The 24,287-nt window shown below is 42.1% G+C and carries 18 protein-coding genes and 5 tRNA genes; 10 read left to right on the forward strand and 13 right to left on the reverse strand.

Annotated elements, in window-relative coordinates:
- The first annotated feature begins 86 nt into the window (after nt 1-86).
- A complete protein-coding gene (locus C2869_RS18555) occupies nt 87-569 on the forward strand; it encodes a zinc ribbon-containing protein (RefSeq protein ID WP_108604356.1) in 483 nt (160 codons plus the stop codon).
- A 43-nt stretch (nt 570-612) separates the two neighbouring features.
- On the opposite strand, the gene lnt is transcribed toward C2869_RS18555, so the two are convergent.
- From lnt to C2869_RS18585, 6 genes are all read right to left on the reverse strand, one after another.
- Complete coding sequence (gene lnt, locus C2869_RS18560; RefSeq protein ID WP_228710703.1) at nt 613-2,181, reverse strand: apolipoprotein N-acyltransferase; 1,569 nt, start codon at nt 2,179-2,181, stop codon at nt 613-615.
- 3 nt (nt 2,182-2,184) lie between these two features.
- Nucleotides 2,185-3,057 (reverse strand): CNNM family magnesium/cobalt transport protein CorC, encoded by an 873-nt coding sequence (corC, locus tag C2869_RS18565; RefSeq protein ID WP_108604357.1) that lies wholly within the window; start codon nt 3,055-3,057, stop codon nt 2,185-2,187.
- A 122-nt stretch (nt 3,058-3,179) separates the two neighbouring features.
- Nucleotides 3,180-3,638 carry an rRNA maturation RNase YbeY gene (gene ybeY / locus C2869_RS18570; RefSeq protein WP_108604358.1) on the reverse strand — a complete coding sequence of 153 codons (459 nt, stop codon included), beginning with the start codon at nt 3,636-3,638 and terminating at the stop codon, nt 3,180-3,182.
- Between the two features lie 10 nt (nt 3,639-3,648).
- The gene (locus C2869_RS18575) at nt 3,649-4,704 is read right to left on the reverse strand and encodes a PhoH family protein (RefSeq protein ID WP_108604359.1); all 1,056 of its coding nucleotides are present in this window, start codon (nt 4,702-4,704) and stop codon (nt 3,649-3,651) included.
- A gap of 9 nt (nt 4,705-4,713) precedes the next feature.
- Nucleotides 4,714-6,147: a tRNA (N6-isopentenyl adenosine(37)-C2)-methylthiotransferase MiaB gene (gene miaB, locus C2869_RS18580; protein WP_108605123.1), complete on the reverse strand. Its 1,434-nt coding sequence runs from the start codon at nt 6,145-6,147 to the stop codon at nt 4,714-4,716.
- 102 nt (nt 6,148-6,249) lie between these two features.
- Nucleotides 6,250-9,087 carry a ligand-binding sensor domain-containing protein gene (locus C2869_RS18585; RefSeq protein WP_159084232.1) on the reverse strand — a complete coding sequence of 946 codons (2,838 nt, stop codon included), beginning with the start codon at nt 9,085-9,087 and terminating at the stop codon, nt 6,250-6,252.
- 241 nt (nt 9,088-9,328) lie between these two features.
- On the opposite strand from C2869_RS18585, the gene C2869_RS18590 reads away from it, so the two are divergent.
- Nucleotides 9,329-10,513 (forward strand): FAD-dependent monooxygenase, encoded by a 1,185-nt coding sequence (locus C2869_RS18590; RefSeq protein WP_108604361.1) that lies wholly within the window; start codon nt 9,329-9,331, stop codon nt 10,511-10,513.
- Nucleotides 10,506-10,916 carry a hypothetical protein gene (locus tag C2869_RS18595; RefSeq protein ID WP_159084233.1) on the forward strand — a complete coding sequence of 137 codons (411 nt, stop codon included), beginning with the start codon at nt 10,506-10,508 and terminating at the stop codon, nt 10,914-10,916. Before C2869_RS18590 ends, C2869_RS18595 begins: the two co-directional genes overlap by 8 nt.
- Nucleotides 10,917-11,703: 787 nt before the next feature.
- Here C2869_RS18595 and C2869_RS18600 read toward each other — a convergent pair.
- From C2869_RS18600 to C2869_RS18625, 6 genes are all read right to left on the reverse strand, one after another.
- A complete protein-coding gene (locus C2869_RS18600; protein ID WP_108601866.1) occupies nt 11,704-12,948 on the reverse strand; it encodes an IS4 family transposase in 1,245 nt (414 codons plus the stop codon).
- 464 nt (nt 12,949-13,412) lie between these two features.
- A tRNA-Leu gene (locus C2869_RS18605) sits at nt 13,413-13,497 on the reverse strand.
- Between the two features lie 91 nt (nt 13,498-13,588).
- Nucleotides 13,589-13,663, reverse strand: a tRNA-Gln gene (locus tag C2869_RS18610).
- Nucleotides 13,664-13,692: 29 nt separating this feature from the next.
- Nucleotides 13,693-13,767 (reverse strand) — tRNA-Gln (locus tag C2869_RS18615).
- Nucleotides 13,768-13,770: 3 nt separating this feature from the next.
- Nucleotides 13,771-13,855 (reverse strand) — tRNA-Leu (locus tag C2869_RS18620).
- 14 nt (nt 13,856-13,869) lie between these two features.
- Nucleotides 13,870-13,946 (reverse strand) — tRNA-Met (locus C2869_RS18625).
- Between the two features lie 250 nt (nt 13,947-14,196).
- Here C2869_RS18625 and C2869_RS18630 point away from each other — a divergent pair.
- The gene (locus C2869_RS18630) at nt 14,197-14,748 is read left to right on the forward strand and encodes a DUF1415 domain-containing protein (RefSeq protein ID WP_108604363.1); all 552 of its coding nucleotides are present in this window, start codon (nt 14,197-14,199) and stop codon (nt 14,746-14,748) included.
- Between the two features lie 133 nt (nt 14,749-14,881).
- On the opposite strand, the gene C2869_RS18635 is transcribed toward C2869_RS18630, so the two are convergent.
- Nucleotides 14,882-16,447 (reverse strand): SulP family inorganic anion transporter, encoded by a 1,566-nt coding sequence (locus tag C2869_RS18635; protein ID WP_108605124.1) that lies wholly within the window; start codon nt 16,445-16,447, stop codon nt 14,882-14,884.
- Nucleotides 16,448-16,958: 511 nt separating this feature from the next.
- Between C2869_RS18635 and leuA the strand changes: the two genes are divergently transcribed.
- The 6 genes from leuA (at nt 16,959) to C2869_RS18665 (ending at nt 23,997) form a co-directional block, all read left to right on the forward strand.
- Nucleotides 16,959-18,509, forward strand: coding sequence for a 2-isopropylmalate synthase (gene leuA / locus C2869_RS18640; protein WP_108604364.1), 1,551 nt, complete (start codon nt 16,959-16,961; stop codon nt 18,507-18,509).
- A gap of 299 nt (nt 18,510-18,808) precedes the next feature.
- Nucleotides 18,809-19,897, forward strand: a complete 1,089-nt coding sequence (gene leuB / locus C2869_RS18645; protein WP_108604365.1) for a 3-isopropylmalate dehydrogenase — start codon at nt 18,809-18,811, stop codon at nt 19,895-19,897.
- Between the two features lie 93 nt (nt 19,898-19,990).
- The gene (leuC, locus tag C2869_RS18650) at nt 19,991-21,403 is read left to right on the forward strand and encodes a 3-isopropylmalate dehydratase large subunit (RefSeq protein ID WP_108604366.1); all 1,413 of its coding nucleotides are present in this window, start codon (nt 19,991-19,993) and stop codon (nt 21,401-21,403) included.
- The gene (leuD, locus tag C2869_RS18655) at nt 21,403-22,005 is read left to right on the forward strand and encodes a 3-isopropylmalate dehydratase small subunit (RefSeq protein ID WP_108604367.1); all 603 of its coding nucleotides are present in this window, start codon (nt 21,403-21,405) and stop codon (nt 22,003-22,005) included. The genes leuC and leuD overlap by 1 nt, the downstream gene beginning before the upstream one ends.
- 474 nt (nt 22,006-22,479) lie before the next feature.
- On the forward strand, nt 22,480-23,652 hold the full coding sequence (locus C2869_RS18660; RefSeq protein ID WP_108605125.1) for an HD-GYP domain-containing protein: 1,173 nt from the start codon (nt 22,480-22,482) through the stop codon (nt 23,650-23,652).
- 114 nt (nt 23,653-23,766) lie between these two features.
- Nucleotides 23,767-23,997: a (2Fe-2S)-binding protein gene (locus C2869_RS18665; protein WP_108605126.1), complete on the forward strand. Its 231-nt coding sequence runs from the start codon at nt 23,767-23,769 to the stop codon at nt 23,995-23,997.
- Nucleotides 23,998-24,287: the final 290 nt, after the last annotated feature.

The raw sequence follows: 24,287 nt of genomic DNA on the forward strand, positions 1-24,287 counted from the left end.
CAAACTAGCGTAAATTTTTTCTAGGCTATGCTTTTAACCACCTATACTTAAAAACGATGGTTTTAACTTTCAACTAGGGAAATATCATGGCAAAAGATAACGGCTACCAATCTTTGGTCAATAAACTGAATGATTGGCTAGATGATGTAGAAAAACATGAAATTGCAGATATAGCTAAAGGTGTCGAGTTTTTAAAAGAATGGGCAAACACAGGGTTCGAGGTAAGCGCAGAGCAAGTGCAGCGAAAAATGCAATGGCTAACCCGTGATTTGCAAACGTTTTATCAGGACTATCAAACAGAAGTCAATGAATCGCTTTATTACCGCTCAATGAAAGATCGCCTCTGGCACACACTCGCCGAGATGACAGATAAAACGCAATTAGAATGGCGTAATATCACCGCTGACTTTAGCCACGAAGGCAACTATCAAGCGGGAGAAGAAATTGCGATTGGCGAATTAATTTGCAAGCAATGTGGTAACAAACATCGAGTTGAATATGTACAAACCATTCAACCTTGCACTGAATGCGAACATAAACACTTTATTCGGCTCAATGCCCTACCTTAACCTACCTGAGACCCGTAGGAATATCAGTATAAAGGTGGCACAGCTAGGATTTAGCAACAACCACAGGTGAGTTGTTTACGGCTCGCTTGCGGTTAACCACCATCAAAAAACTAAAACCAACAGCACACAGGATCCAAACTGGCCAATTACCCCAATATAAAAACGGCGTCATCGATTGGTTTATCGCCAAGGAATAATTAACAACAGCCTCTTCAAACTGCGGTGCTTGAGCCACTATATCCCCTTCTGCGTTGACAATAGCGGTAATGCCATTATTGGTAACACGGACAACCGGTATACCAAATTCTTTGGCGCGCATACGCGCAATCTGCAAATGTTGATGTGGGCCAACAGAACTACCAAACCAAGCATCATTGCTTAGGGTTAAAATAAAATCGGTATTCGGGGTGATATTAGCGCGGATCTGCTCGGGAAATACAATTTCGTAACACAGCGCAGGCAATAGATGAAAACCCTTAGCAATTAGATTGTCTTGCACGAAATCACCGCGCTTAAACGATGAGTGAGGTAAATCAAAAATCGGCGCTAATGGCCTAAGAAGGCTTTCAAAAGGCACAAACTCGCCAATCGGCAATAAGTGATGCTTGGAATAGCGATTAGAATGATCGTACTGATAATGGCCTAAAGTATCTTCGGGTTGTTTGATACCTAAGCTAATCATGCTATTGAAATAACTTTGCTTATCAAAATTATAATCAACCACCCCAGTCACCAGTGCCGCCTTTTGAATACTCACCGCTTTATCTATATCAGAAAGATAATCGTTAGCGTGTTTTTCAATTACGGGCACAGCGGCCTCGGGCCAAATAATAATATCCGCTTGTTCATAATGAGGCCGGCTTAAATCTAAATACTTAAGCATAGTTGGCCACATTTTCTCAGGCGCCCAACGATTTTGTTGCTCTATATTGCCTTGCACTAAAGCCAGCTCAACTTTTTTGTCGGTAACTTGATACCAAGTGGTAGTATGACCTAGCAAAGTGGCTAACGCCATGATCACCATAGTTAATATAAGTGACCGCGACAAAATTTGCTTGGCCATTATTTGTCTGCTCAAAACCACCAAACAAGACAAACACAATACGACAATAACACTAGTGCCATATTCACCCAATATGGGTAACCAACTGGCAAACGGGCTAGATAATTGACTATATCCTAGTGACAACCAAGGAAAGCCCGTCAATAAAAAGCTGCGCAGCCATTCAGTCAAAGCCCAGGCCGGGGCAAACAATAAAATCCGACTATTAACTAAATAACTAAAACGACTCGCCAACCAAGCCGCTAATCCGCTAAATAAAGCCAAATAAGCACCAAGTAGCAACACCATTAGTGCTGATACAGCCAGTGGTAATCCGCCAAATTGGTCAATACTCACATGCACCCAACTTAAGCCACTGGCAAACCAACCTAAGCCAAACGCCCAGCCCAGCTTAAACGCACTAAAGTGAGGATATTTATCAAGAATAAAAAGTAGAAGGGAAAATTGAGCTAAAGGAAGCAGCCAAAACTCATAAGGGGAAAAGGCCAAAGGGCTCAAGCTGCCTGCTAACATCAGTAGCAGGCATAACAACCAAAAAATAGCTTTCATGCTTTAGTTCTCGGTGGCTAACGCTGCATCCATTTTAGGTAGAGTGACTTGCAATTGCAGGATCCGGCGCATATCAGCATTGATCACTTTAAATTGGAAACCTTCGATCTCAACCAATTCACCACGCTCAGGCATACGACCAAATTGATGCAAAACAATACCACCAATAGTATCGGCATCCTCACTTTCAAAAACCGTTGAGAAATAACTATTAAACTCATCAATTGGAGTTAACGCAGCAACAGAATATAAACGCTCACTTAGCTTGCGAATATCTTCTGGGTCATCTGCATCGTGCTCGTCTTCTATATCGCCGACAATCAGCTCAAGAATGTCTTCAATCGTCACCAAGCCTGATACACCGCCAAACTCATCAACCACAATCGCCATATGTGAGCGGCGCGCTTTAAACTCTTTAAGCATGGCATCAACGCGCTTGCTTTCTGGCACAATAAAGGCTTCGCGCAATAATTCGTTTAACGCAAATTCTGGCTCTGGATTAAATCCGTATTTGAGTAGATCTTTGGCAAGTAAGATACCTTCAATATGGTCCTTATCTTCACTGACCACAGGAAAGCGAGAATGAGCAGATTCAATAATAATCGGCAGGTATTCGTCGATAGGTTGCGCTAAATCGATAGTGACCATCTGCGATCGGGGGATCATAATGTCACGAATACGCATTTCTGAAATATCCAACACGCCCTCAATCATAGATTTAGTTTCACTATCAATGACTGAACGTTCAGTGGCTACATCGAATATTTCTTGCAAGTCTTCTTTATTTTTCGGCTCACCCGCAAAAATTTGGCCTAATTTTTCTAGCCAAGATTTCTGAGAGGAACCGCTCATAGAGTGAGGGTTTTCGTCGCTCATCGAGCCTCTATCGCTCCTTTATTTTAAACAAGGGTATCTAATCAACATTACATGGACACTACAAGGTTAAATTTAGCTTCCATTAGGATCGATTAGGTATAAATCTATAATTAGATGCTATATTAATGGTCGGCTGCGTAGGGATCATCAAAGGACAATTGCGCTAAAATTTGCCGCTCTTTGCCTTCCATAATTTCAGCTTCATCATCTTCAATATGATCATAGCCTAATAAGTGTAGGCAGCCGTGTACCAGCATATGAGCCCAGTGAGCATTTAGCGTTTTACCTTGTTCTTGGGCTTCTTGCGCAACCACATCAGCACAAATCACTAAATCACCCAGTAAGGGTAACTCAATACCAGCAGGGGCTTGAAAAGGAAACGACAACACATTGGTTGGTTTATCTTTGCCTCTGTAATCCTTATTGAGCTGCTGACTTTCCGCTAATTCAACCACTCGCACCGTGACTTCGCTAGCGAGGTCTTTGTTTTCAAACGCCAGTACAGCATCTAACCAAACTTGCATGTTAGATTCAGACGGCAGGTTTTCAGCCTGACAAGCTATTTGTAAATCGAGTTGCATGGCTTATAAACTATTCGCTAGCTGACGTTGCAGCTTGCTGCACGGCATCTCGCGCTTTAGCTCGTTCAATTTGCTCGCGCTTTTGCTTTTCATCCCATTTGTCATAAGCCACAACAACGCGTTGTACCACAGGGTGACGCACAACATCATGTGAACGGAAGAAATTAAAACTCAACTCTTCAACGTCTTGCAATACTTCAATGGCATGGCGTAAACCCGATTTAGCCCCACGCGGTAAATCGATTTGCGTAATATCCCCTGTGATCACAGCTTTAGAGTTAAACCCTATGCGAGTTAAAAACATCTTCATTTGCTCAGTGGTGGTATTTTGGCTTTCATCCAAAATAATAAACGCATCGTTTAACGTCCGGCCACGCATGTATGCCAAAGGCGCTATTTCAATGACATTTCGCTCGATTAAGCGCTCGACTTTTTCAAAGCCTAGCATCTCAAATAAGGCGTCATATAAAGGTCGCAAGTAAGGATCAACTTTCTGTGATAAATCGCCGGGTAAAAAGCCAAGTTTCTCACCCGCTTCAACTGCTGGTCGAGTCAGTAATATACGACGGACTTCTTGACGTTCAAGCGCGTCGACTGCACAAGCTACCGCTAAATAGGTTTTACCCGTACCCGCAGGACCAATGCCAAACGTAATATCATGAGTCAGTATATTCGCCACATATTGGCTTTGGTTAGGATTACGCGGTTTAACCACACCACGTTTAGTTTTAATAAATGTTTCGCTCCCCACTTCACCTTCGTCTTGCGCTTGCTCAAGCACTTTAAGCTCTTGAATAGCAAGATGAACTTGGTCGGGTTCTAAATCAGGTTGCTTACCTTTAACTGGTTGAGTTTCGACATAGAGCTTTTTTAATAGTTCAGCGGCCGCAAATACAGACTGATTTTTGCCCATAATTTTAAAAGCATTTTGACGATACGTGATCTCAACCCCTAATCGACGCTCAATATGCTGAATGTTGTCATCAAACGGACCACATAAACTGGCAAGACGACTGTTATCTGCTGGCTCTAAAAATAGATCCAGCGTTTCTAATTTATTCGACAAAACTAACTCTTATGCGTTTGGATTAAAAACAGTAACTCCGTTTTCCCCTTTAGATTCAGGAGCACGGGCTAAAATTTCTGATGGTGCAGTTGCCACACGTAAATCCATTTCATCTTCACCACGAATGAATTGACCGCGTAACGAATTAGGCAATACTTCGACAATTTCGACATCGACAAATTGACCAATACAATGATGAGGACCTTCAAAATTCACCACACGGTTATTTTCAGTACGACCGCGTAATTCCATAGGGTTTTTCTTCGAAGGGCCTTCAACTAAAATGCGCTGAACCGTGCCATGCATTTTACGCGCGATATCTTGCGCCTGCTGATTAATGCGTTGTTGTAGCAAATATAAACGCTGTTTCTTTTCTTGTTCGCTAACATCGTCAGGTAAATCAGCTGCAGGTGTACCTGGGCGCGCGCTATAAACAAAGCTAAAGCTTAAATCAAACCCAATAGAGCTGATTAAGTCCATGGTATCTTCAAAATCTTGCTGAGTCTCGCCAGGGAAACCAATAATAAAATCAGAAGACATACACAAATTAGGACGGACTTTGCTTAATTTGCGGATTTTTGACTTATATTCGATTGCAGTATGACCGCGTTTCATTTGCGCTAGAATACGATCAGAGCCTGATTGCACAGGTAAGTGCAAATGATCCACTAATTCAGGAATAGTCGCATAAGCTTCAATAATATCGTCTGTAAATTCAACGGGATGAGATGTGGTATAACGGATCCTGTCTATACCATCAATCGACGCTACTAAGTGCAATAACTCAGAAAAATGACACGTCGAGCCATCACCATACTCAGCACGATAAGCATTAACGTTTTGCCCTAACAAATTAACTTCACGTACACCTTGCTCTGCTAACTGAGCAATTTCTAACAAGACATCGTCAACTGGACGAGAAACCTCTTCGCCGCGAGTGTAAGGCACAACACAGAAAGTACAGTATTTTGAGCAACCTTCCATTATGGAAACAAAGGCGGTTGGGCCTTCTGAACGAGGCTCTGGCATACGGTCAAACTTCTCAATTTCAGGGAAGCTAATATCAACGACAGATTCGTCGTTTTCTCGCACTTGATTGATCATTTCAGGCAGGCGGTGCAAGGTTTGCGGCCCAAAGACAATATCAACAAATGGTGCACGCTGGCGAATAACATCACCTTCTTGTGAAGCGACACAACCACCAACCCCAATCACTAGGTCAGGCTTATTGTCTTTCAAATTTTTCCAGCGACCTAATTGGTGGAATACTTTCTCTTGTGCTTTTTCACGAATAGAGCAAGTATTAAGTAAAATAACATCTGCGTCTTCCGCTTCTTGCGCTAATTTAAAACCATGAGTTGAATCAAGTAACTCTGCCATTTTCTGCGAGTCGTACTCGTTCATCTGACAGCCCCAGGTTTTAATAAAAAGTTTTTTACTCATCAAATCGCCTAAAAAATAACCAGACATGAAATTTAAAGGCGCGTATTGTACCGCCAATTGCCAACCTTAAACAGTGATTTTTTATAGGGTGATCACTAATGGCTATTCATCTTGGGTTGTGTCGACATAGTGGATCGCCATTGTCACTGAGTTACCACGTGACTTCCTGCGACTAAACTCTAATCTTGATTGGTATTTTTCGGCGATTTGTTTTAACAAAAGAAAGCCGACATCAATATTGATATGGGTGCGTAATTTCGAGAAATTATCACCATCATCATTGCAAATTAGCCAAATTTTTTGATTGTAAAAGCGTAATATCAAATCAATATGACGACTGCGCGCTTCAAAAATAGACAAGTGTGCGACTTCGTATAAAGCTCGGTAAATATCAGCCTGCAATTCGTAATCTAAGCCTTCTGGTAAATGAACTTGGGCATTCACTTGACAACGAAATTCATTTTCTAAATAACGTACTAAAATCGGCACTGCGGTTTCTAAACTGCGACTGCCAATACTATCTGGCACGCCTTGGCGATTTTTAATTGATAACTGCTGCAATGACATTTCAGTTAAATCAGCAATTTTATCTAATGCACCAACCTCAGCATTTTTAGCTAATAACTCTATTTGCTTGAGGTTTAAATTGATTAACGAATCCGTCTTTTGCTTTAACAATAATTCACTGTGCAATAGTTTTTTAGCACTGCGTAAGCCATGCGCGCGGATCTGTACAAGCCAGTAAATAAAGGTGCACAAAGCAAATAAAAAGCCGGCATATAAAAACTGTGCTAGCGGTGTCCAATACCAAGGAGGCTTAACACTGATCTTAAAGTAAGCGTCGCGATTACTCCAATAACCGAGTGAGTCCGTCCCTTGGATCTCCAACAAATGCTTACCGCTTTCTAACCCTGTCAATGCAATACTATTACCAATAATGTCTTGCCATTGGCTTTGTCCAATTCGATAACGAAATCGATGATTTTCCGGATCACGATAATCTAAAACCGCTAGGCTTAAATTAACTAATTCACGACTAGACGATAATTCAACACTATTCACGCCGTATTGCACGCCTTGCAATGTCGAAACGGAAGAAACAATAACATTAGGGTTACTCGCGTGTTGCGATTGAATAGCTAGTGTATAGACGCCGCTTTTAGTGGGGGCTAATAAAAACTTATCTTTAATTAGGGTCGCACTAGCCAACGACCAATCCCCTGTGCCTTCCACTAAATACACTTCATCATCTAAGGTGTTTAAACGATACAAACCTTGGTTAGTACTGACCCATAATTCATTTTTATATTGACGAAAACCGCGAATAGTCTTGCTTTTTAAAAGATGACTAATCACTTTACCCTGACGATCAGTTACATAGACACCATTACCCACAGTGCCGAAATATACTTTATCACTGGCTTCGGTTATCACGACAAATTGACTATAGGGGGACAAATCAATACTCTCACTTTTACCAGTCAACATATGGGTTTTCACAATACCATCATTGCTCGCTACCCATAGCACTTGCTGAGAATCAATATAAAAAGCATTAACTTGGTTGGCTAGATCATTACTGCCCGTATAAACAATAGGTTCTAACCAAGTATGGTTAAGCAAGTCATAACGTAAAATACCATTTTGTTTTGAGGCTATCAGTAGGGTGTTTTGCCAAACACTGGCTAACCCGAGTTGATTAAAAGAGAACGGAGCGCCTAGCTTGATCACTTGTTGTTTGACGGTATCGGCAATAAATACCCCAGTGTCTGTCACTATTATAATCTGATATTGATAACTCACTAAGCTGCGTATGCGTTTACTATGATAATCGGCCAAAACAGCTTCGAGCCAAGGCACACTGCGTTGACGTTTTTGTTGCCAATCAATTTGATAAATACCGGCCCCGAGCGTGCCCATCCAAATATTATCTTCATTATCTAATGTCAAAACATTGTGTTGAACAGGATAATCATAGCTAAGTTCAATGAGTCCAAACTCAACATGATTGACAGACTGTACGCCTTGGTAACTAGCTATCCATAACGCGCCTGCTTTATCTTCAAATAAACTGTGAATAAACTCATTACTGCCAACAAAGTAAGCCCCCAACCGCCGCAAAGGCGCGATTTGCCAATATTCTGCCAAACCATCTTCCGTTATCATCCAAACGAAGCCTGCTTGACGGCTAGATAAAATATCCACCTTATTGTTATCAACCGGTAAACAATGTTTTGAGTTATCAAGGGACAACAAACACACATGCTGATCGCGCGAAATAATAACGGTATCGCCTTGAACCGCTGTCGCAAAATAGGGTTCTGACCATATAGTTTCAAGCTTTAAACTCGCTAAATCGAGCGCATGAATGGATTGAGTACCGGCAACGAGTACCCGTTCACCATCTGTCACTAAATGCCAATTACCAGGTTTTAACATGAGTGATTGGTAGGTTTTAGCCACTGGGTTGTATAGAGTCAGTTGCTCATTAGCCAGCAAGACAATTTGACCATTAATCCATTCTAATGATTGAATATTGCGCCCAGTCACCTGAGAAGTTAATAATTGCTCGACTTGTTGAGTTATCTTGTCAAAACGCCATAACCCAGAGCGAGGTGTGGCCAAATAAACAAAGTTATCCACTAAAGCAATTTTATGGATCCAATTTAAGGGTTTATCGCCACTTTGGGTTAACACATTGCGTAAATTGGTACCATCGTAGCGATACAGGCCTGATTGGCGAGCGAACCAAATAATGTCTTGTTCGTCTTGAGCAATTGAATGAAAATCAGAGCCAGTAAAATGCTGAGTAACGGCGCGGGCAGGCAAACTTAAGCAACAAAAAACGATTAGGATTAATGCCGCAAGCACTGAATGAGTATAAATGCGAAAATCGACATCCAATTTATTTGTTTGCTTTTCCATCATGGTTTGAAACAAGATTAAAAACCTTATCCTAGTTGCAAATGGCATCACCCCATTTAAGAGGTAAAAAATAACCCTTGCCCCTGTTTAATTAAGAACTATGGACATATGGCTATTTAACCATAGCTTGTCCATTAACTGATGCCAAATTAACAAGGCGTTATGGTAAATCAAAACAAGTGTATAAAGTGACTTGCTGTTAATCAAACAACTTCATACACTTGCACTACTTTATTTAGACAAGTCGCTGATATTTATGACAACGAGCACTGATTTTGACCTCATTATTGTAGGCGCCGGTATGGTAGGTGCAAGCCTAGCAGCCTCATTGCGTGACCAACAACTCAATATCTTACTTGTCGACAAGTGCTTACCCAAAAGTCAATTTAAAACCGAGCCTCATCTGAGAGTTTCCTCTATCAATTTAGGTGCCATTCGCTGGCTAAAACAACAAGCAATATGGCCTAATTTAGATCCAGCTCGCTTACAACCTTATACACGCTTGTCAGCCTACGAACAAAACAATTGTTGTATTGATTTTAATGCTAGCGAAGTTAACGAAAAGCAACTAGGGGTATTTGTTGAAAATGAGCATTTACAACAAGCGGCTCTGCAACAAGCCTCGTGTCAGACAGTCACAGGGCAAATTAACCATATTACGCCCAACGATTCTGGTGTTGAGATAGCCCTTGATAATGGCGATACCTATCGCTGTAAATTGTTAGTCGGGGCTGATGGCGGCCACTCGTATGTAGCCAAGCAACTTAAATTTGCGGAAAAAAGCTGGCAATACCGCCAATCGTGTTTTTCTGTCATTGTTGAAATGCAGCAAAGAAATGAAGCGGCGTTTCAACAAACATGGCAACTTTTTCGCCCACAAGGCCCTATTGCTTTCTTACCTCTATTTGCTAACTATGCCAGTCTCATTGTGTATGACGACCCCGCTAAAGTCCAAACCTATCAAGGTTGGAACGCATCACAAGTCGAAAACTTATTACAAACCTTATTTGCAGACCGGCTCCCTCAGTTTAAAGTGATAAGTTATGCCGGATTCAAACTCGCAAGGCGTACAATACAACAGCCTTATCAACACAATACTTTGTTAATAGGCGATGCCGCGCATAATATTCATCCACTGGCAGGGCAAGGGGTTAATTTAGGTTTACGTGATGTCGCTGCATTAAGTCATTTAATTAAAGACAAACTGGCCAAACAACAAGCATGGCATACATTAGACGCCTTTCAACCTTACTTAAAAGAGCGTAAGCTAGATGTTGAAGCCACTAGTGGCGCCATGGATATCACTTATAAGCTATTCAGTAACGATATACCCTTAGTTAAATCTTTGAGAAAATTGGCACTCAATAGTTTAAATTCCGTAGTACCATTAAAACAAACGGCATTAAAATTTGCGTTAGGGTTAAACTCACCTTATGTCTAAGTTACATCTAGCTATTCCAATAATGCTTTTACTGGCGCCATTGGCAAGTCAGGCAGCGCCTTCAGCAAAAGATATTGAAACCAGTTGTAAAAACGCCAGCACCCGCTCAGTAACGTATTCCATGTGCTTGGATGAAAAACTAAAAACCACGCAAACAAGCTACGACGCGTGGATCCAAAGCCGTGAAATTGAATTAGAAAAAGTTGCCAAAGATACTGGCCGAGAGTCAATCATTTACGAATTCAAAAAATCCAACGACTTCTACAAACAATTTATCGAGTCGCAATGCCGCCGAGTGTTTTTTGAAAACCAAAGCAAAGGCAATGCCGCCGATCGCTATCGCGTGTGTAAAATTCGCCAAATGCTTTCGCGCATAGAACAAATGGAACAAGAAGCCGAATAAACCGAGCTTACAACACCCTAACCATCGCCTTTTTCTGAAACAGTGACCTGCCTTGAGGGTTTCTGTTTCACACGCTTAACCGCATTCCCTACGTCCATGTAGGTTGAAATTTATTTCGACAATCGCTGCGGAGCGGCTACAGACTTGGCTTCCGAGCTTCTACTTTTGATTCTTGCAGAGATGCAAGTCTGTCTCTTGATCACAAGTTTCAGAAGCGCTCTTTTACGTTAATGGTTGAAATTTTATAACCTTGGCATAGGTAAATACACTCGTCATCCTCGTGCCTGCACGGATGCTGGTACTTAGGTTTCGTCGGGAACATGAAACCTACGCATGCGGGGATCCAGCGACTTTTGCTGGATAAACACTGTTAGGTTTAAGCTAAAAACACTGGGTTCCTGCATGGATGCGGTAGCTGTGCCTACGCAGGAAAGACGGTACTTTTTTAACCACTAAATACTAATCCGCATTTTTCTTCGACTTTTGGGTAGCTTGAGATAATTAGTATTTGTGTAGAAGAGACAGACATCCATGTAGGTCGAAATTTATTTCGACAATCGCCGCGAAGAAGCGGCTACAGACTTGGCTTCCGAACTCCTACGTGCCTGCAGAGATGCAAGTCTGTCTCTTGATCACAAGTTTCAGAAGCGCTCTTTTACGTTAATGGTTGAAATTTTATAACCTTGGCATAGGTAAATACACTCGTCATCCTCGTGCCTGCACGGATGCTGGTACTTAGGTTTCGTCGGGAACATGAAACCTACGCATGCGCTGAGGGATCCCCATTTTATGTTAAAGGCGTTAGAATTTGTTTTTGATATTCGTGTTGAAGTGAGCGTATTGCTTGCTTCAACAACCCCATCACTGTTCTCATTCTATGTTGTACGATAATGTTTTTTGCTAACGTTAAAAACGATAAAACTCGCCGTGTTTTAATGGTGTTTGCTTGAAATTGTAAGTGCATTTTTCGCTTTTCAGCCTGATAACCCATTAGCCAAAGTACTAGAGTCGCGACATGTGAAATTAGACACAATGCACTAATTCTTCTCACTCCTTGAGTTTTACTGTGCCGCCACGAGAATCCATATCTAAGGCTTTTATCATCTCTGAAATTTTGTTCTATTTGCATTCGTTTACTGTAATAAATAACCGCAGTTTTAGCTGTTAAATCATCATCATTTGAGACCAATAACCAAGGTTCTTTGGCTATCGATTTATACATTTTCTCAGTATCTGGATACCTTCCTTTGAGCTTCTTCCGTCCCTTAATTTTTCCTTTGTATAAGTGAAAACGACAGTTAACTCGAGTTGGCGATGTTTTGCCTAGTAAACCGCTGCCTAAGCTTTTCGGTTTCGTATTCGCACCTTTACTCAACTGACTCACGCTCTTCCATTCCTGGTCTTCAATTTTCCCTGTAATTCGCCCTCTGACTCGGCCAATATAAAACCAGCCTAGTGAATCCACTTTATGGAACCAAGGCGTTTTAAACCCACCATCTGTGACAATATAGACTGGTTTTTCTTTGGGTAATATAGTGGCTAAATCGTCAAGAAAAGCATCGTGACTCTCATTAGTTTCTAAGTCTTCTTTTTTAACGACTTTGTTATATACCGGTATAGAACGACCATCAACTAACAGACTTGCACGAAGTAGCCAAAAATCAGCGCTACAGCATCCACTCCAATCAACACCAATAACGACTGATGGAAGAGAACCGAATAGACTGACAAATAGCTGTTTATAAACGAGTAATTCGTCGTCAGATAATGTCTTGCTCTTTAAAAATCTATCAACACGCTTTATTTTGTTTTTAACTTTCGCTTTACCAGATAAATGTCGACCTATTGAGGTTAACGTCAGTTCATTACCTTTAATGAGTGCGTCACCGCATTGAAGCAAGGTTTTCATTCGAGCTTGATTAAAGTTCTCAAGCGATTTTGTAAGAAATTTATGGCAATATTGTGTAGCAAGCATGGTGATTTTTGTATTCTCTTTGTTGTTTGGCGATAACATAAGATCATAAATCGCCATGCTTGTCACTTCTTAAAATTTTGGGGATTCGTCAGTACGCATGCGGGGATCCAGCGACTTTTGCTGGATAAACACTGTTAGGTTTAAGCTAAAAACACTGGGTTCCTGCATGGATGCGGTAGCTGTGCCTACGCAGGAAAGACGGTACTTTTTTAACCACTAAATACTAATCCGCATTTTTCTTCGACTTTTGGGTAGCTTGAGATAATTAGTATTTGTGTAGAAGAGACAGACATCCATGTAGGTCGAAATTTATTTCGACAATCGCCGCGAAGAAGCGGCTACAGACTTGGCTTCCGAACTCCTACGTGCCTGCAGAGATGCAAGTACTTAGAATTTGTCGGGAACAAAATTCTGGAGTTTAGCTCTTTTAGTCAGTGAGGTTTGCAGGCTCTGCAAGCATAAATGCTCGCCCACAAAAAATATAGGAAAATTTAAAGAGGAAAACTAAGAACAGAAAAACATGGTGCGGACGGAGAGACTTGAACTCTCACATCTTGCGATACTGGAACCTAAATCCAGCGCGTCTACCAATTCCGCCACGTCCGCAGGTAGAATAACAGTGTAACCACTATCAGAAATCAGTTTCTTTTATCTTCAGTTATCGAGTAATAAGAAGGAATAGATAAGAGAAGAAGAATGGCTGGGATACTAGGATTTGAACCTAGGAATGACGAGATCAAAACCCGTTGCCTTACCGCTTGGCGATATCCCAGCAAAAGAAAACTGGCTTTTTTAAGAAAATGGCTGGGATACTAGGATTTGAACCTAGGAATGACGAGATCAAAACCCGTTGCCTTACCGCTTGGCGATATCCCAGCATGGTGCGGACGGAGAGACTTGAACTCTCACATCTTGCGATACTGGAACCTAAATCCAGCGCGTCTACCAATTCCGCCACGTCCGCAATTCTTAAAAAAGTGGTGGCTACGCCCTGATTTGAACAGGGGACCCCATCATTATGAGTGATGTGCTCTAACCAGCTGAGCTACGTAGCCATACCCGCCTCAGCGAGTGGCGCGTATTATGCTGATACAGGTGTTACCCGTCAACCCCTTTTTTGCAGTTTTTTTGCGATTTAATTGATTTTTTAATCCAACAATTAGAAACGTATATTCGACATGCTTTTTTTGCTTAAAACTTCACCAAACCCAGCATTAATAGGAGCTGAGCTAAAAAATTAAGCAAATTCATTATTCACAATTACGATATACTGCGCCAACCAAACTGCAATAAGTGACGTTTATCATGTCTTCAAGCAATACAATTCACCAAGCCGTCGAAAAGTGGTTATTAGATATCGTGATTGGTCTTAACTTATGTCCATTTGCCGCTAAGCCGCAACGCAATGGCCAAATCGATATCCAAATCAGCCAAGCCAAAAACTTAGTCGAGCTTAATCAGGAAGTCATTGACGTTTTAATCAAGTTAGATGAAATCCCTGCGGAGCAACTCGATACTCTATTACTGGTAGTGCCAAGGCAGTTACGTGATTTTTATGAATACAACGACTATTTAGATATGGTTGATCAGCTAATAGAAGAACAGGACAGGATCGGCGTATACCAAGTCGCCAGCTTTCATCCAGAATATAGATTTGATGGCACAGTGGCTAACTCAGTTGAAAATCTGACTAATAAAGCGCCCTATCCTATTTTGCACTTTATAAGAGAAGACTCGTTAGCGGCCGCCGTGGATAAATACCCCAACCCTGAGCAGATCCCAGAAGATAATATAGAAAAGATGCACAAGCTAAGTAAAGAAGAGATTAGAAGGTTGTTTCCTTATATAAGGAAATAGGCAGGTTTGGTTTAACCAACAAAAATGTTTGCCGTGTAGGGCCGGTTTTACACCGGCAAATCCTGAGTATCAACCAAGCTTGGGGTAGTGGATATAAAACCCACCCCCAATTTCTCATTATCCAATGTTAGGCTTAACCTAACTGATCCGACACCACATGGTATTTAGGATCTTCCATTACATTAACCTCACATATATCACCGGCGCGTTTTAGCAACTGACGACATTCAGGGCTTAAGTGACGAATATGCAGCTTTTTATTCTGCGCTAAATATTTTTCAGCTAGGCTATCCAAAGCTTCAATACCTGAATGGTCTGAAATGCGCGAGCGTTGGAATTCAATCACCACGTGCTCAGGATCATTCACAGGATCAAAGATTTCTTTAAAATGCGAAACAGAGCCAAAGAACAAGGGGCCGCGTAACTCATAAACTTTATAGCCATTTTCATCTATCGAGGTTTCTGCATGAATATGTTGCGCGTGTTTCCATGCAAATACCAACGCAGAAACAATCACGCCAACAATTACCGCAATGGCTAAATCAAACACCACAGTGACACTGGAAACCAAAACAATAATAATGGCATCGCTCATTGGCACTTTGCGAATAATACGGAAAGAAGACCATTCAAATGTGCCTAATACCACCATAAACATAATGCCCACTAAAGCCGCCAATGGGATCATTTCGATAAAGTCAGCAGCAAACAAAATAAAGCCAAGTAATACTAACGCTGCCGTAATACCAGACAATCGACCACGACCACCATTATTAATGTTGATCATAGACTGGCCAATCATGGCACAACCACCCATACCGCCAAAAAAGCCATTAACGGTATTAGCAATACCTTGACCGACGCACTCTTTATTCCCGCGACCACGGGTATCGGTAATTTCATCTATTAGGCTTAAAGTCAGTAAAGACTCAATTAAACCAATAGCAGCGATAACCAAACTGTATGGCAAGATAATTTTCAATGTTTCAAGGTTAAACGGCACCATAGGAATGGCAAAGCTTGGCAGGCTGCCTTCTAAGCTGGCATCCGCCGCTTTTTCAGCTGGCAACATATCGCGTACATAATCAATAACTGAGCGGGCATCTAAATCCAAGCCAACAACCAGTAAAGTCACGGTAATAATTGCCACTAAACCTGCTGGTACAGCAGTGGTTAATTTCGGTAAGAAATGACAAATCGCCATGGTTAACGCAATTAAGCCAAGCATAATGTAGAGCATTTGACCGCTCATCCATTCAAATTCACCCGCTGTATTTTTCACCATAAACTGGCCAAACTGCGCCAGCATAATAACGATAGCTAAACCGTTAACAAAGCCAAGCATCACCGGATGCGGCACCATGCGAATAAACTTACCCAGCTTAAATATACCCGCCAGTATTTGCAGTAAACCGGCCAAAATAACCGCCGCAAACAAATACTGCACACCGTTTTCAGCCACAAGAGATACCATAACAACCGCAGTTGCACCGGTTGCACCCGAAATCATACCTGGGCGGCCACCAAAGATAGAAGTCAATAAGCCCATCATAAAGGCAGCATATAAGCCAACCATAGGCTCTACGCCAGCGACAAAAGCAAAAGCAACCGCTTCCGGTACTAACGCTAATGCCACGGTTACACCCGACAGCATGTCGTTTTTGACGTTTGATTGATTACCTGTAATTAAATTAAACATCGAAGATTTGCACTTAGTTAAAGTGACCAAAAATTGGCCAACGTCGAAAATTGCCGCGATTCTATCAAAACCACGCCCATGCATAAAGCACACACCTAAAAAACAAGCATAAGAACAAAACCATTAATAACAATAAGCAATAGATATGCTCAGTATTTAACCAATGGTATAACTATATAACCCAACGCTCTGATTATTAGCTAAGCGTTATTAACATTGGTTAAAATAGTGTTTGACTTAAGGTGTAGAAACAACAAAAATACGGCAATATTAGATTCTTTTGATTTCGGACTTTATTTCGTGAATTCATTCGTTTTATACAGCTTACTGCTCAGCCTGTCTCTGAAAAGAGCACGGGTAGCTTGTTTCGTATAAAACTCACTTCTGAAATCGAAACAAAAACCCGTGCCACGAGCGCGGGTTTTTTGTATTTCCCGCAGTGGCACTTTAGTTAACGACAACCCAGTAAAGCTAAATTTGAATTTTAACCGCTGCAACTAAGGAGTTTCCTATGTCAGACCAAGTCATCATTTTCGACACTACATTACGTGATGGTGAACAAGCGTTAGCCGCCAGTTTATCGGTTCGTGAAAAATTACAAATTGCATTGGCATTGGAGCGACTAGGCGTAGACGTAATGGAAGCGGGCTTCCCTGTCTCTAGTCCGGGTGATTTTGAGTCAGTGCGCACCATAGCCGAAAATGTAAAAAATTCCGTGGTGTGTGGTTTAGCGCGAGCGGTCGCCAAAGATATCGATGCTTGTGGCGAATCATTAAGCGTAGCTGAGCGTTTCCGTATTCATACTTTTATTTCAACATCTACCGTGCATGTTGAATCTAAATTACGTCGCAGTTTTGATGACGTATTAGCCATGGGTGTTAACGCAGTCAAACATGCACGCCGCTATACTGACGATGTCGAGTTTTCTTGTGAAGATGCTGGCCGTACGCCAATCGACAACTTATGTCGCATGGTAGAAGCCGCAATTGATGCTGGTGCAACGACAGTTAACATACCTGATACTGTGGGCTACACCATTCCAAGTGAATTTGGCGGCATTATTACTAACTTATTTAATCGCGTACCGAATATAGATAAAGCGGTTATCTCAGTCCATTGTCATAATGATTTAGGCTTAGCAGTTGCTAACTCTATCGCGGCAGTACAAGCCGGTGCTCGTCAAATTGAATGTACCATAAACGGTATTGGCGAACGCGCGGGTAACTGTTCGTTAGAAGAAGTAGCGATGATCTTAAATACTCGTAAAGACATCACCAATGTCGGTGTGGGTATCAATACTCAAGAAATTTACCGCACGTCGCGTTTAGTTAGCCAACTTTGTAATATGCCAGTGCAAAGCAACAAAGCAATCGTTGGAGCTAACGCCTTTAGTCACTCGTCTGGTATTCACCAAGATGGCGTGTTAAAGAATAAAAACACCTACGAGATCATTACTCCACAAAGCATAGGCAAAAGCGAAAATAACTTAAACATGACATCACGCAGTGGCCGTCATGTCATTAAACATCGCATGTCAGAGTTAGGCTACACTGAAGCTGACTATGATATGGACAGTTTATATGAAAGTTTCTTAGCGTTAGCTGATCGCAAAGGTCAAGTATTTGATTACGACTTAGAAGCCTTGTTGTACTTCAAACAGCAACAAGAAGAAGAGCAATATTACAAAATACTACATTTAAATGCGGTATCAGGCACGCCAAAAACCGCGACTGCTGGCGTATTAATGCAAATTGGCGACAAAGAAGTCGAGCAAGCGGCAAACGGCAATGGTCCAGTAGATGCGAGCTACCGCGCTATTCTTAACGCGGCAAACATACAATTAGAGATTGTCGATTATAAGTTAGGCACCAAAACAGGCGGGGAAGACGCGCAAGCACACGCCAATATTATCGCCACTTATAAAGGCCAGCGTTACCACGGTTTTGGCTTATCGACCGACATAGTCGAAGCATCAGCCGAAGCCTTATTGCACGTACTTAACTTAACCTATCGCGCCGATCAGGTTGAGCAGAAGAAGCAAGAAAAACAAAACGCTAAATAAATAATGATGGTGTTTGGTATAGTCAAAGCGATCAGGTTTTAGGGGGAAGCCGTCAAGCTTCGAGACCCCATGAGCATATGCTCTATTATGTGATTGGGGCTGCCTAAAGGGATTTAGGTAGTAGGACGACGCAGGAGCCAAAGTCGAGAGTAAGCGCTGACAATGAACCATAAAGCCTGAGCGAGAAGACTATATGAACTCAACCTCTTTGAACAACTGGCTCTTGTCGTCACTGACCAGCGCCGATTAAACGAATATGCGGAAAACCGCACTAAACCAATTGTAGAAAGGACAGTTAAATGGCTGAAAATTTAAAGTTTGCTGTATTACCGGGAGACGGTATCGGCCCAGAAGTTATGGCAGAAGCGTTAAAAGTATTAAACGCGGTATCAGCAAAATTTGATTTAACCCTAGAGACAACTGAATATGATGTCGGTGGTATCGCCATTGATAACCACGGCAAAGCATTACCAGAATCAACCGTAAAAGGTTGTGAAGAAGCAGATGCGATTTTATTCGGCTCTATCGGCGGTCCAAAGTGGGAAGGCTTACCTCCTGCTGAGCAACCAGAGCGTGCGGCCTTACTTGGCCTGCGTGGTCACTTTGATTTATTTTCAAACCTACGCCCTGCTCGTATCTACAAAGGTTTAGAAGCGCTTTCGCCATTGCGTGAAGACATCGCCAAATCAGGTTTCGATACCCTGGTTGTTCGTGAGTTAACTTCCGGTATTTACTTTGGTACGCCAAAAGGCCGTGAAGGCGAAGGTGAAGAGTTAAACGCCTACGATACTATGCGCTATTCACGTCGTGAAATTCGTCGTATCGCGAAAATCGCCTTTGAAGCAGCGCAAAAGCGTGGCAACAAAGTGACGTCAGTTGATAAAGCAAATGTATTGCAAGCCTCAGTATTATGGCGTGAAGTAGTTGAAGAAGTCGCTAAAGATTTCCCAGATGTCACGTTAGAACACATTTATATCGACAACGCGACCATGCAGTTGATCCGCTACCCTGCGCAATTTGACGTTATGCTATGTTCAAACCTGTTTGGTGACATTATCTCTGACGAATGTGCCATGATCACAGGTTCAATGGGCTTATTACCATCAGCTTCAATTAACGAACAAGGCTTTGGTATGTACGAACCAGCCGGTGGTTCAGCACCAGATATCGCGGGTCAAGGTATTGCTAACCCTATCGCGCAAATTCTGTCGGCAGCCATGATGCTACGCTTTAGCTTTAATCAAGATAAAGCAGCTGATGCAATTGAAGCGGCTGTTGTGAAAACATTAGAAGATGGTCATGTAACAGCGGAATTATTGCCGGCTGACAAAAAAGACCAAGCGAAATCAACCGCCGAAGTTGGCAGTTATATCGCATCATTAATTTAATTCTGCTCGAATGGGTTGGGCTTCATTCTTCTGTCCAACCTACAAAAGAAAATTTTGCTCAAGCATCAATTGTTCTGAGCCATGGAGAACAAAATGGCAAAAACTTTATACGACAAGATCTACGAAGATCACATCGTTCGCGCCGAAGAAGGCGAAGCGCCGTTAATTTATATTGACCGCCAGTTAGTTCACGAAGTGACTTCACCACAAGCCTTTTCAGGCTTGCGCGTTGCCGGTCGTCCTGTTCGCCAAGTGAAAAAAACCTTAGCGACAATGGATCACAACGTATCAACCCAATCGTTAGCCATCGACGCTGCGGGTCCACAAGCAAAAATTCAAATGCAAACCTTACAGAAAAACTGTGAAGAGTTTGGCGTTGAATTACACGGCATTGGTAATATCAAGCAAGGTATCGTGCATGTAATGGGCCCTGAATTAGGCTTTACCTTGCCGGGCACCACTATTGTTTGTGGTGATTCACATACCGCAACTCACGGTGCTTTTGGTGCATTAGCGTTTGGTATTGGTACCTCTGAAGTTGAACACGTGTTAGCTACCCAAACATTAAAACAAAACAAATACAAAACCATGAAGGTCGAAGTGAACGGCACTTTAGGTTTTGGGGTTACCGCTAAAGACATCATCTTAGCCATTATCGGCAAAATCGGTATGGACGGCGCCACCGGTCACGTAATTGAATACTGTGGAAGTGCAATAGAAGCGACAACCATGGAAGAGCGTATGACCATTTGTAACATGAGTATCGAAGCAGGTGCAAAAGCCGGTTTAGTCGCACCAGACCAAACCACGGTTGACTACTTAAAAGGTCGTGAGTTATCACCAAAAGGTGCCGATTGGGATGCTGCGGTTGATTACTGGTTAAACGAATTACAAACAGATGAAGGCGCTGAGTTTGATATTACCGTTAGCTTAAAAGCGGAAGATATCCAACCACAGGTCACTTGGGGGACAAACCCAGGTCAAGTAATCGGCGTTAATGAGCCTGTTCCTGTGCCAGCCAATATTGATAACGCAGTTGAACGCGCGTCAGCAGAAAAAGCTTTGGCTTATATGAATGTTGCAGCGGGTTCTAATTTAACTGATTTATCGGTAGATAAAGTCTTTATTGGTTCTTGTACCAACAGCCGTATCGAAGATATGCGTGCTGCTGCTAAAGTAGCCAAAGGTCGTCAAGTTGCTGCAGGTGTTCAAGCGATTGTTGTACCGGGTTCAGGCCAAGTTAAACAACAAGCAGAAGAAGAAGGCTTAGATAAAGTATTTGAAGCGGCAGGTTTCGAATGGCGCTTACCGGGTTGTTCAATGTGCTTAGCCATGAACGACGACAGATTAGGTGAAGGCGAGCGTTGTGCATCAACCTCTAACCGTAACTTTGAAGGTCGCCAAGGTCGTGGTGGTCGTACGCACTTAGTTAGCCCTGAAATGGCCGCTGCCGCTGCCGTTACCGGTCACTTTGTGGATGTTAGAACTTTATTGGAGAACAAATAATGCCAGGTATTACAATTATCAAAGGTAAAGCCGCTCCTTTAGATCGCGCTAACGTCGATACCGATGCCATCATTCCTAAACAGTTTTTACAAAAAGTTGAAAAAACTGGCTTTGGTGTTCACTTATTCCACGACTGGCGTTATTTAGATTTGGAAGGTACGCAACCTAACCCAGATTTTGAATTGAACAAACCAGAGCACGCAGGCGCTAATATATTATTGTCGCGCGAAAACTTTGGTTGTGGCTCAAGCCGTGAACACGCGCCATGGGCTATCAAAGACTTCGGCTTAGATGTTGTTATTGCCACTAGCTTTGCTGATATTTTTTACGGTAACTGCATGAACAACCAAATTTTGCCAGTTAAATTAACTGACAGCGAAATGAATGAGTTGTTTGCCTTAGTCGCCGAAGATAGCCAAACTCAATTCGAAATCGACTTACCTAACCAGCAAGTTAAAGCTGGCGGTAAAGCGTACTCATTTGAGATTAATGCTTTTCACAAAGAGCTATTAGTCAAGGGCTTAGACTCTATCGGTTATACCTTGCAATTTGAGCAAGATATCACTGCATATGAAGCGAAAATCCCAGCTTGGCGTGCATAGCTTGCTCTGCTAAGCCATAAACATAAAAAGACGGCATTAGCCGTCTTTTTTTATCGCTATACTTTAATCCTTAAGATAATTTGCTAAAGTTAAATAGTGTCTCCATTACACATTACTATTTAGTTAGGTCGGTAGAAAACGACTACCTTTTCCAGAAAGACATGATCAGTTGAAAGCTCTGAGCTAGTGAGAAAAACCAAACAATATAGGTGCAGTACGCTGTTGCAGACACTCAACGGCATTCCCTACATCCATGTAGGTCGAAATTTATTTCGACGATAGCGGCGGAGCAGCTATCGATTTGGTTTCCAGCTGCGACATAGCTTTAGAATTACCACCTTTGTCGTGGCAGCAAAATTAGGCACTTTAAGCGGGCCTCAACTTTGAGCTTCAACTAATCAAAATTAAATGGAAAGAGTACCGCTTGTTTAACCCGATTATTTTATTTCTATAAAAGGCCAAGAAAAACCCATGTTGGAAACCTTATCTATCGATAATCTTAAAGCAGGCATGTATGTTGTCGATGTAGTGGAAACAAAAGGCAGTTTTAAAGTTAAAACCAAAGGTTGGGTGAAAAGTGAGGCCGCGATTAGGCAACTCAAAGCCAAAGGGATCCTAACTGTCGCCATTGATCCCTCTAAAACCATAGAGCAAGCTCAAACCAAAGAAGAACCGACAGAGCCAAAGCAAAAAATTAAACACACCACATTCGAACACGAAATACAGCGCGCCGATCGTTTATACAACGAAGCGAAAAATCTGCAACAAAAAGCCTTTGAAGATATCGCAGCCGGTCGAGCCATAGACGTTGAGCCAGTCAAAGAAATTACCAAAAATTGCATAGACTCAATTTTTCGTAATCAAGATGCCCTAGCCTGCATGACGCGTATTCGCGAAAAAGACCAATACCTCATGGAGCACTCATTAAACGTTTCCATTTTAATGAGTATTTTTGCCAAGCATTTACAACTGGAGCCGCAATTAATTCAAGACCTGGCAACAGGCGCTTTTTTACACGATATTGGTAAAGTGAAAATTCCTGATGAAATTCTCAATAAACCAGGCAAGTTAACCCCAGAAGAATTTGAAGTCATTAAAACCCATGCCACGCACAGTTTAGAAATACTGCAAAATACTCAAGGCTTGTCCGCTGTTTCGGTGCAAGTTGCTGCTGAGCATCATGAAAAGCTCAACGGGACAGGTTACCCGAAAGGGTTAAAAGGCGACGAAATTAGCCAATGGGGAAAAATGATAACCATAGTCGACATCTATGATGCCATGACCGCCGATCGTGTTTATAAAAAAGGCATGACACCCGCCGCCGCCTTTAAATTTATGAAAAACATGGTGCCGGATGAATTAGATGAAAAACTACTCAATAGCTTTATCCAATGTGTCGGTATTCACCCAGTGGGAACAGTCGTCAAACTGACCAGTGGCAAGCTAGCCATTGTTACTAAATCCAACAAGCTCAACCCACTTAAACCACGAGTCAAAGTGTTTTATCACGCTAAACACCAGCACTATACTGAGCCAAAAGATCTCGACTTAGCTAAAATCGAAAACGACGCAATAGAAGCCAGCGTTAAACCAGAGCAATTTAAAGTCGATTTAAACAAGTTCTTTAGAGAAGCCTTTGTCATGTAATGCAAAAAGCCTGCGTTAAGCAAGCTTTGCCAATTACGCATGACAAGCAGGCAAACAGTTGAGACAATAACCACTAGCGGCTCCCCTCACCCTAGTGCAATTGATAATTTAATAATGACCAGCAACGAAAAACCAATAGAGAAACTACCCGAAATACTCACTCGTGATTTAAACGCCAATTTATGTGTGTGCAACGAGGTGATAAAAATAGACATTATCAATGCCATTGCCAACGGCGCCATGTCGATAGAAGAAGTCCGGCGTCAAACCTACGCCACAGATGGCAACGGCTGCTGTAAACATGACGTAGGCCGATTGATAGAATGTTATTGGGGTAAGGTGTAGGTTAGATAAGCCAAAGGCGCATCTAACGTTTTTGAATATAAGTCTTCTACCAATGGATTGTCAGGTGCGCCTCTGGCTTACCAGACCTACAAAACCACGCAGTTGCTCGGCACACGTCAACCTTTAAATTATGATGCTTGTCCCCGCAAAAGCAGAGAAAGACAAAACACAAATAATAAAACCAAGACTATGCAACAACCTCACGTCCATTCCTTTCATTTAATTCCAATGCTGTCAATTATTATACGTTCGTAGACCGGTTTAGCGCCGTTGGCGCGTAAGCCGGATGG

Source organism: Saccharobesus litoralis, from assembly GCF_003063625.1.
In the GTDB taxonomy this organism is placed as follows: Bacteria; Pseudomonadota; Gammaproteobacteria; order Enterobacterales; family Alteromonadaceae; genus Saccharobesus; species Saccharobesus litoralis.

Bases quoted from the DNA above. Each gene is read 5' to 3' on its own strand.
- C2869_RS18555 (WP_108604356.1), top strand. From the start codon at position 87: ATGGCAAAAGATAACGGCTACCAATCTTTGGTCAATAAACTGAATGAT.
- lnt (WP_228710703.1), bottom strand. From the start codon at position 2,181: ATGAAAGCTATTTTTTGGTTGTTATGCCTGCTACTGATGTTAGCAGGC.
- corC (WP_108604357.1), bottom strand. From the start codon at position 3,057: ATGAGCGACGAAAACCCTCACTCTATGAGCGGTTCCTCTCAGAAATCT.
- ybeY (WP_108604358.1), bottom strand. From the start codon at position 3,638: ATGCAACTCGATTTACAAATAGCTTGTCAGGCTGAAAACCTGCCGTCT.
- miaB (WP_108605123.1), bottom strand. From the start codon at position 6,147: ATGAGTAAAAAACTTTTTATTAAAACCTGGGGCTGTCAGATGAACGAG.
- C2869_RS18590 (WP_108604361.1), top strand. From the start codon at position 9,329: ATGACAACGAGCACTGATTTTGACCTCATTATTGTAGGCGCCGGTATG.
- C2869_RS18595 (WP_159084233.1), top strand. From the start codon at position 10,506: ATGTCTAAGTTACATCTAGCTATTCCAATAATGCTTTTACTGGCGCCA.
- C2869_RS18600 (WP_108601866.1), bottom strand. From the start codon at position 12,948: ATGGCGATTTATGATCTTATGTTATCGCCAAACAACAAAGAGAATACA.
- C2869_RS18630 (WP_108604363.1), top strand. From the start codon at position 14,197: ATGTCTTCAAGCAATACAATTCACCAAGCCGTCGAAAAGTGGTTATTA.
- C2869_RS18635 (WP_108605124.1), bottom strand. From the start codon at position 16,447: ATGTTTAATTTAATTACAGGTAATCAATCAAACGTCAAAAACGACATG.
- leuA (WP_108604364.1), top strand. From the start codon at position 16,959: ATGTCAGACCAAGTCATCATTTTCGACACTACATTACGTGATGGTGAA.
- leuB (WP_108604365.1), top strand. From the start codon at position 18,809: ATGGCTGAAAATTTAAAGTTTGCTGTATTACCGGGAGACGGTATCGGC.
- leuC (WP_108604366.1), top strand. From the start codon at position 19,991: ATGGCAAAAACTTTATACGACAAGATCTACGAAGATCACATCGTTCGC.
- leuD (WP_108604367.1), top strand. From the start codon at position 21,403: ATGCCAGGTATTACAATTATCAAAGGTAAAGCCGCTCCTTTAGATCGC.
- C2869_RS18665 (WP_108605126.1), top strand. From the start codon at position 23,767: ATGACCAGCAACGAAAAACCAATAGAGAAACTACCCGAAATACTCACT.